The organism is Pseudomonas sp. MWU13-2105, assembly GCF_023242315.1.
Classification (GTDB): Bacteria; Pseudomonadota; Gammaproteobacteria; order Pseudomonadales; family Pseudomonadaceae; genus Aquipseudomonas.
In genome coordinates this window covers 1-8,058 of the sequence record NZ_JALLIY010000043.1, presented here as the reverse complement: position 1 = coordinate 8,058, position 8,058 = coordinate 1, and the positions used below count along the sequence as shown (strand labels likewise).

2 protein-coding genes and 1 pseudogene are annotated in these 8,058 nt (G+C 54.9%); 1 reads left to right on the top strand and 2 read right to left on the bottom strand.

Translation table 11 applies throughout. The annotated features are described in order from the left end of the window. Positions 1-38 precede the first annotated feature (38 nt). The gene (locus M5B96_RS32025; RefSeq protein ID WP_248801140.1) at positions 39-5,579 is read right to left on the bottom strand and encodes an NACHT domain-containing protein; all 5,541 of its coding nucleotides are present in this window, start codon (positions 5,577-5,579) and stop codon (positions 39-41) included. A 557-nt stretch (positions 5,580-6,136) separates the two neighbouring features. After that, positions 6,137-6,401: pseudogene (locus tag M5B96_RS32020) on the bottom strand (ABC transporter ATP-binding protein); the annotation flags it as partial. Between the two features lie 693 nt (positions 6,402-7,094). Here M5B96_RS32020 and M5B96_RS32010 point away from each other — a divergent pair. After that, positions 7,095-7,391, top strand: a complete 297-nt coding sequence (locus M5B96_RS32010) for a hypothetical protein (protein WP_248801138.1) — start codon at positions 7,095-7,097, stop codon at positions 7,389-7,391. Positions 7,392-8,058: the final 667 nt, after the last annotated feature.

Below are 8,058 nucleotides of genomic sequence, written 5' to 3'. Positions count from 1 at the left end.
CTACCACTTCCTGGGACACGATCGCTACCCTTGAGTAATCAAGACCATATGACCCCGTACTCATCCCAGGCATCTCGTACCAGCGATGCCCATTCTTCTTCATCAAATAAACGCGAAGAACTGCGGTATACATCGGCGAACTCCCCTCCTACTGTCAGTAACGCGTGCCAGCGCAGATGCTCCAAAAAGCTGCGCTGGCGGAAAGCTGATCGGTAGCGAGAGGAGGGCGTCTCGTCCTCTAGTTGAGGTTTATCCAGGTCGAGATTCGGCATTGCTGCCCCCCATTCAATCATCTTCGCTCCAATTCGTGTGGCAACTACCTCGGGCTTCAAGGCAAAAGCCTTGGCCAGCCTTGGCAAGTAGACGGGTTCGTGTTCTTGCGCTTCGGCCAGTACCGCTTCTGGTCCTTGCAGACTTTCCCATGGTAAAGGTTTGGATACAGCGGCTGTGCCAGGTGAGTTAGGCTCATGAGTCGCACCGGCTTCCAATGCAAGTTGGCGCAGAAGGGGGTGGCACGTTTGCGGGTCGAGCATGCTCTGGAGAATGACGCGCAGGGGCGGTGCCTGCGTCGATTGCAAGCCGCTCAGAAGTCCCAGGGCAAGCGACAGTTTTGCATCAAGAAAGCGGAACTCTCCTTGTGCAGCCTTCAGCGTCGGGACATCGCGGCTGTTTCGACGTGCGACAAGCTGTTCCAGTAGAGCCAAGCGCTCGTGTCTGGCAAGAAATACTATCGCATCGGTGGCAGCCGCTCGGTGGCGTAGGTTTTGATCACCCAGTCTCAACCAGAGCAGGTCCACGATACAGTCATCGACATTGCCTGCACGTGTGAGCCAGTCCTGATGACGGCCGACGTCATCCCGTTCTGCCAGTAGCGCAACCGGGCTGTCGAGCACTTGCTTTACAACGTCTGACAGGTTCGGGGTATCAAGTTCCTGAGAGAGCGTTGCCCCAAGCGCAAGCCATGCGGCAGGCGCCACATCGACCCTCCGTTGGCAGGCAGTCGCCACGATGTTACAGGCTACTTCACAGGCAGAGGTTGGCCCCAGCGCCGCCAGCTTGCCGAGCAGGTTGTCCAGCGCGTAAGGCTCACCCACCAAAGCCGACAGATTTTCTGAAATCAGTGCGCCCGCCAACGTGGTGCGCAGGGTCTTCAAGGAGGGGGTCTTATGCCATTCATCCAGGCAATCCTGGATTGCGACAAGCAGCACATCCAGCTCGCCCGAGGGGGAACGGATTTGGCTCAATGCCTGTACATGAGCAAACCGCTGGGCGTATTGAACGTTGGCACGCAAGTCTTTGAACAGTGACTGAGGGCGTAAAGCGTTTGTTTCCACCAGATACATCCAGCTCGCTTGAATCGATGAGCTGTCGCAAGGATCAGTAGCGCCAGCCAACTCCGTAACCAACGGGTAGGGGTCCTCGGGATCGGGCCAGGTTGAACCAGAATTCGTTGCATGGATTTCGGATGAAGCGGGCCCGATCAATGTGGCTTGCTGCGCATGATACAAGGCCTCGAGCCGCGCTGGGAACGCCCCAGCATCTTCGGGACGCTTCTTTACTGCCGCGTGCAGACCCCACAGCAGCAGCGTCGGCAGTTTTTCGCTGCGCTCCCATTCGCGCTCTACACGCTGGGTCAGTTCTTCTATGACCTCGATGAATGTCAGGTCTGCGCGGGAAACCAAAGCATCAATTATACCTATATCGCAGCTGTCACGTTGTTCAAGCCGGTCCAGTTGAAAGCTATTCCAATGCTCCGGGGTTTCAAGCACCAACAATGCCAAGGCTTGCACAGCGTCAATGGCCTGTTGATGCAGCAAGTTGACCAGCACCGGTGCCAATGAATGTGAAAGGCTCGCGTGGTTATCGTTATCCCAACGGCTGATCAGCGTTAATGCTCGATAACCGAACGTGGCTGTAGCAGCCTTGCCGAAAATCAGCCAAGGGAAATCAACGCCATAGTGGCCAGCACGACCGGTTTCGCAAAGACTCGCAAAACGGCTGGCTTGCGAAACGTTGAGTGCGGATGAGTCGGCGTGCTGGCAGATCGAAAACACGCTGTGCAGGAAGCGTGTATCGGTAAAACCGACGTCGTCGATCAACTTCAGCCCTTCGTTGTACAGGCTGTAGGATACCTCTGGTGATACAGGCAATATTGCCCGTGCAAGACTGGCATAGGCATCTCGCCGCAAACCAAGGTCGCGTATTTGCAGGAACCGTGGGGCAGCGTTGTCCGCCATCTCTCCAGCCAGGTTATGCAGAGCGGGCTGATTGGCGAAGTGTTCGACATAGTCAATCGGTTCAAATGAATGGCGTGCGCGGCAGTCCAAGGCTTGGGAAAATGCTGCAGCATTACCCGCCGAGAACCCTTGACTTGAGCGTAACAGGCGAAAGGTAAGGCGTCGGGCCAATTGTTCCAGGTCACTGGGAGATGGCAGTGTGGGTTCGAAATCAATCTGCTCGTCGCGAATGGTTGTGCACAGGCCAATCAAGTCAGCTACAGCGGCATCAATTACTTCAGCTGTGCTGCTCAGTATGGAGGCACACAGTGCAGTTACACTCATCAACGGTGCAATACGCGCCCGAAGCGTTTTCAGCATTCTCTCTCTGTGCTGCGCCTCCTCCTCGTTGGTGCTGCTCTGTTTATTCAAGTGGGCAGTAATATTCTCGATGCAGGGATCCTGCATGTGTTGTGCAATGTCGTTGAGTGGAGTGGGCAAGATGTCCATCAACGTAGGTTGGCGCGCGCAGAGCAGCGCACCCAGCATCCTGTCGATCAGCCAGTCCGATAGATCCTGCCCATGTGACCCGTGTTCGAAGGCAATCACTTCAAGCGGCGTTATATTGCAGGCAGTGCGCAATATACGGCAGGTATCCAGCTGGCCTGACCGGTAGGCGCGAATGGCGGCATCCAATAGCGGGTTGTCGCCAAACGTTCTTAGCTGGGTACTTTTTGGTGTGGCCGTTATGGCACTGGCCAACTGCTCAAGCAAACCGGCTTCATCCTCTCGTGACAGGTTGTAGAGGGTATGGAGCACGCCAGCGAGCAGGCCCAGGGATAACGTTCCAGAATCGCGTAACGCCGTGACCATTTCAGTGATAATGCCGCGATCAGGTAGCGTTCGCGCCAGAGACAGCACCTTGACGGTGATTTGAAATGAATCGCTGGTTGAATGAAGCAAGGTCGAATTGAATAACGCACTGAAGTCCCGCTGGAGCAACAGATAAAACGACACTGCTACATGGGCAAAGTGAGTGTCGGAAGCGGTTCCTCGACTTTTCTCAAGTTTATGCAGCCACTCTCTGGTGTATTTGAAGTGCTGTGCGGCATCGTCTGGCGCCCCAGACAGAAGGTAAGCAATGGTCAGCCGAGCATGACGCAGAGCAGGGTCCCCGTTACGGTAGCGGTACAACTGAAGCAGTATGTCGCTGTCACTCTGTATGGCCGAGAGGTCAGGATAAGTCGCAATGTACCGGCTTCCTTTTTGCGCGGCGTGGTGGAGGGTGCCGGCTTCCACTATCAAGCGCGCAATGATGCCGGCGTCGACGTGGCCAATTGCCAACCACAGGGCAGCCTGAACACGCTCAATCTTGATCCTGCGGCCTCCGGTAGTGTCCAGCAGGTCGCGTGGGGCACTGTCGTTCAATGCCAGTTCCACAGCTCCCACGATGTCTTTCAAGACCACCAGCAAGTGAGGCAGCGCAATACCGGCATAATGCGATTCCCCTTGTAATTTTCTCAGGCGATCAGCGAGCTCGGCCAATACTCCCGACTTTGATGCATAGCATTTGCGAACCCAGGTTTCGGTCGGTTCATCTCGGAAGATCACCCCGAATGGAGTCACCTCCAATAAGGGGCTCAGAGACGCAAATAAACTGTGAACCTCTTCGGAGGTGACGTTGTAAGCCACGGCATAGTCGGCCACAGGCACAGGAACGGGCAGGACGGCCAGCCCAGCCAGGAACTGATCCAGATAGTTCTCAGCGTGGTTATCCTTCGACGCTTGCAGGATATGATCCTTGATCAGTTGTTCCACAGTGATGGGGGTCGGTTGCCGGTAAGCGTCCCCCAACCTGTGCCAGTGCTGTGCAAGATAAGCCAATACCCGGGGAGTTCCACCCGATTGGGCAAATGCGATGCTTGCATCATTGGGCTGTGATTTGGGCAGGGCTTCTTCAAGGTACTGAGCGGTTTCCAGCCGAGTGAAGGGCAGCAGTGCGACCTCTTCTACATCCAGTTGCTTACCGAGCAAGCGACGCCGCTCGGTCCTGCATGTCAGGACCAAGCGCATCTTGAGAAGCAAACCTTCTGATTTGGCAAGTCTGAGTAGTTCGGTTGGGAAGGCAACTTCACCCAGATCAGAGGCTTGTTGGGCTGAGTTATCGACACTGTCGAGAATCAGCACAAGCAAGGCGCCGGGAGCAATTTCCTGCAGCGTTGTGCAGGCGTCTTTCAGCCGCTTGATGGCTGCGCGGAGTATCTTGGCATCGTCTTCCTGGCCTGGCAGCAACGGGTCGCACAGTCCTTCCAGAGCCAACAGATTGACTATGTGCAGCAATCCACGATCAAGCCTGTGGCGTTGATCCAGGCGGTCTCGGTAGGCACCCCCGCCGAAACAGTCGAAAAGCACGACTTTGAATTCGTCAGGTGCCGACTCTCGCAGTTGCTGCATCAGCACGGTTTTTCCCATGCCGCCGGTACCATGCACAAGCAGAGGACGGTCGAGAGTTTTCAGGCGAGTGATGAGTTCGAATGCCTGCAATCGTGTCAGCTTCGCTCTGACGGGTGGGAACGCTTCAGGCGTAGGCAATAAATCCTTTACTTCTTCAAGCTGCAGCACGTCCAAAACGTCTACGAGCTGAATCACGTTGTTATTCTGACCAGCGCCTTCAGCTTTGGCGCGAATCATTGCTCTCAAGTTGCCCAGCCGTGCTGATGTATGCAGCCCGCTGCCTGCGGACCAAAGGTTTATGCGTTTCGACACAATGTTTTCAAGGCCCTGGAGAGTGGGCTCTTTTCCAACGAACTCCAGACGGCTGGCAAACACACCGTAATCGGCCGGGTTCAACTGCAGAACCCTCTTGATCTGGTCAAGTTGCGAAGAAACTTGACTGTCAGTCGGTTGCACAGCGGTTTTCAGCGCTTCGACTGCATCCAGGAAGTGCTGACCGAAAGGACGATTGCTCACGACGCGGTAGGTGCGTTTCAAGATGCTGTGGGTGCCGCGATACAGTTTGAGCAACTCGATTTCAGACTGAGAGAATTTCCTGATCGTCTTGATCATGTCCGACGCAACCAAGGGCACGTTCGCCTTGGCGATCGAATACTTCAGCTGCAGAATGGCTTGCGCGTCACAATGGGCGAAGTCGGGGCTGGCGCCGTAGTAGAGGGCAAGGTCTGCAATTTCTGCAGTTGCATCGTCACTGTTGACCTGGTCGGTCGGTGAAAGTCCCTCGACGGCAATGCCGATCAATTTGTCCTTCGGTGCTAACAGTTTGAGTGCCCAGCGTGCTGTCCATGCTTCGTGAAAATGGTGCCCTTCGCGGGAGGCGCGCACTGTGTCGATCAATTGGATATCCATTTCAATTGTGGTTGCCGGGCGGGAACAGCACCTCGACGACTGAAGAATTGTGAATGCCTACTGTGGAATTGGCCGTAAAGGCAGTTATCAACTGCGCCAGTTTGCTCTGGGAAGATAGTGTAAATAGTCATTTGGCCAGCACCTTCGCGTCAACCTCTGAATCCAGGTGAATTGCCCCGGATTCTCTAAAGGTCTTGAGTGCTGCTGAAGTGCCACTATATCAGGTGCTTTACCGGATGCCTTGCCGGTTCAGCACGTCAAGCGCCTCTATTTCTAACGGCGTGCCGATCTGTTCCGTTTTTTTGCTACGAGGTTGAATATGCATTGCCAATCGAAGTTGACGCACTGGTTGCATTGGCCGGGTTGAGGAGTCATTTTCCGTTTTGCTTTATGCATTGGACCTCCATCAATAACGCAATAGGGGAGCTCATGTGTTGTTGGGTTTTGGACATTAGGCCTACCAAATGCTGGCTTACCTTGGTTTCGCTCTCTTGACTACGCTTGGCCCCAATACTCAGCTCCACCACTAACACTGCCACGGCCATGGCGACCTCATGCCGTCCAGATTTCGCCTCAATCAACTCCTGGGTGTACGCGCTGGCGGCATGGTTGAAAATCTGCTCCACCGACCCCTGCTCAATCACCGGGCCATGGCGCAGCACCAGCACCCGGCGCAAAGTTGGAGACCACCGACAGGTCGTGCGACACCAGTACGTAAGCAATGCCCATCTCACGCTGAAGCTCTTTAAGCAGCTCAAGAATGCGCGCCTGCACCGACACGTCCAGCGCGCTGACCGGTTCGTCTAGCAGCAGGTCGGGCTTGTTGCAGGTGGCTGCGCGTCTTGTCCGGCAGGATATGGATTTCCTTGTCGTTGCATTCAGCCATTGCTCGAATGCCCTCGATTGCCACGTTCGTTGCATCGCTCTTTCTTGGCTCTTGATACACCCCAAAAACAAGTCCAGAATTGAGTCTTTTCCTGCTTCGGCAAGAAAAGAAACCCCTTAGATTTCAATGGGTAGGACGCCAGATGAGAGTCTCGTTTCCCGCTCCAAATATAGCGCTGCAGACTTCCACTGAATTCTGCAAGCGATTGAAAACAGGACCTTCGGGTCCTTTTTTCATTCCGGCGGGTACCACTGAAATCCAGCACCATCCAGTGCGTTTAAGTCCAGGATTAAGTCCAGGATTCTGACGCGCACGGAATCGGTTTGTTGCTGGAGTAGTTTGCGTAGCGAGATGAGCATCTGGCCCTGACTCTGTTCAGGAGCTCGCGATGGCACTCTCAGAAATGGCTATTCGGCACGCCCGAATCACTGGTATTGACTACACGCTCGGTGACAGTGACGGCCTCACGCTCAATGTTACGGCCAGCGGTGGAAAGATCTGGCTTTTCCGTTACTACTGGACGGGATGGCTGACTTCGAGCTTGTGCGAGCGGTAGCATTGATCACCCTATCGCTGTATAGCAGCATACCGCTCGAGCCACTCTCCCTTACACCGCTGCCAGGAGGCCTATGCCTGCGGATCTTGATCAACTACTGAAAAGCGTGTGCGATGAGCAGTCCATCATCCGATTCCTAGAAGCCCTTGGCTCTGATTTCGCCCAGGAACGTTTATTGGAAAAGACCTCGCCATCATCGCCTTATGGATCGGGTGCCTTGGGATGGGTGAACGTTTCTGTTGATGCGTTTTTCGATGCCGCGACCTCGTGGGCGACGGCCAGTACAAGATGCTCCCCGACAGATGCTCCCGTGTCTAATGCCTGGCAACGCTGCGCAAGTATTCTGTTGGCCGGTAAGTTTTATGAGTGAGTACGTGGCTGCCATTTGAAGGAATGCCGAACCTTCAATTGTACCCACATCGGGCAGATAGCAATCGATCACCAGGGGCTACCATCGACCCGATAGCTGCCATTCGTCAAAGCCCCCTGAGGAGCAGACGCTGACCTGGCGAAGGGCAGGGGTGGGGGGCGTCTAGCTGATCCCGGAGGTCGCTTTTATAGCGCGCTCATAGGCGGCCAAGCTGAATATAAACGGCCCAACGTTGCAGATTATGCGCAGCTCTTCATACCCCGTTTCGTAAGCAAATGCTTCCCACACAATGCCGGTGCTGCTCTTGCGAATGAGTACCGAGTAGGCGCCGCATCCGATATCGCCACACTCCGGGCAGATGTAAATGAGAACCCGATTCGGCTCTACTTCCGGTTGATTGCATCGCAGAAGGCTTGTGCCAAAAAGACGATTCTGTTGTGACGCCCCTGACACGAAACCGCTCATGAAGTCAGAGTGCCCACCGTCAGCTGATACAAGAATTTCCAGTAACGAGCGCTCGTCGATTCGGAAGTCGGAAAAGCAACGCTCAATAGTGGTACAGCCGTTTGATGAACCTCCGAGGCGATTCAAGATTCGCCGATTCGTAGGCCTCCACATGCATGTCCTCGTTGGCTTGTGCGAGCAATGGCTGTATCCGTGCCTCCAG

Bases quoted from the DNA above. Each gene is read 5' to 3' on its own strand.
- M5B96_RS32025 (WP_248801140.1), bottom strand. From the start codon at position 5,579: ATGGATATCCAATTGATCGACACAGTGCGCGCCTCCCGCGAAGGGCAC.
- M5B96_RS32010 (WP_248801138.1), top strand. From the start codon at position 7,095: ATGCCTGCGGATCTTGATCAACTACTGAAAAGCGTGTGCGATGAGCAG.